Source organism: Calothrix sp. CCY 0018, assembly GCF_963920925.1.
Classification (GTDB): domain Bacteria; phylum Cyanobacteriota; class Cyanobacteriia; order Cyanobacteriales; family Nostocaceae; genus Rivularia.
Window position 1 is genome coordinate 1 of record NZ_CAWUDI010000119.1, and the last position, 1,190, is coordinate 1,190.

Sequence of the window (1,190 nt, forward strand, 5' to 3'; positions counted from 1 at the left end):
TACTTTTTTTCAATCCATTTAATATTTTTTCGTATTCATCTTTCTTTGATTTTGATTTCGCTTTTTTTATTGAATCTTCTATTTTTCTTTTCTCTCGTTTTCTTTGTAAGTCTAATTCCTTGTTTACTTGCGTCATCACATGAAATCTATCAACCACAACTTGAGCATTTGGTATTAATTCCTGAACTATGTTTTTGTAACCTCGCCACAAATCTATACTCACTTCTTCTATCTTTTCTAGAACCTCTTTTCCCCACGTAATAAGTATTTCCCTAATTTTTTCTTTCGTCCTTCCTTGCAAGATTGCTAGTAGCTTGGAATTGTCTAAATCTACTAGTACTGCACAGTAATTGCCTTTACCCTTAACTAATGCTATTTCATCAATACCAAGTCTTTTTAAGCATGATGGTTTTATTAATAATGAATTATCAGAAGCATCTTTTAACATTCTTTCTATTTCCTCTGTAGTCACAGTCCCTTTTTTCGCTACACTGTGAATATCCGAATCTAAAACTTGTTGTATTATTTTTTTAGCAAGTCTTTTAGTATAAGTCCTTCTACTTCTTACAAAATCTAAGTCTTCACTAAACGGTTTTTTGCAATTATCACATTTAAATTGCCGCTTATTAATTTCTAAAAATACTTGTTGTTCGCCTAAAGGTAAATCTTTTATTACATATCGATGATTTTGATGTAGTCTATGACTTTTTGTTCCACAGCGAGTACAAATACTTTCTGAGTTGGTTGATTCAACCTGTAAAATTATTCCTAATCCTTGATATTGACGATGTGAGATAACTTTTATCCCTTCTAAATTAATCAATTCTGTTAATAGTTTAATTTCTCTTTTTGAGGTCATGATAGTAATAACACCCGTTTTTCTGTCTTCTTCTTATCTAAGACAACAACAAAATAGGTTTATATGTCAACATAAATAGAGCTTTTAGCTATTATTCTATACATTTATTTATTTTTATTTCAGAATTTAACTATTCTTCAATTAGCGTAGCGGCGTATAGGCGGGCTATCATTATTTGAGGTTTTGAAGAGTTGTTGACAAGCCCGTCTATACGCAATTGAAGAAAGCGTAGCGGTAGTTCAATTCGCGCCTCTAACAAGTCAATGTGCGCTATTATTTCTTCATCTTATAGCTTTTAATGGTATTTTTAGCATACTAGGTACTGAAGAAC

Annotated in this window: 1 protein-coding gene; it reads right to left on the reverse strand. The window is 31.2% G+C overall.

What is annotated here, in order from left to right; all coding sequences use genetic code 11:
* A partial coding sequence (locus ACM03V_RS34400; protein WP_414625299.1) for an ISL3 family transposase occupies positions 1–859 on the reverse strand: 859 nt, incomplete at its 3' end.
* Between the last annotated feature and the right edge of the window lie 331 nt (positions 860–1,190).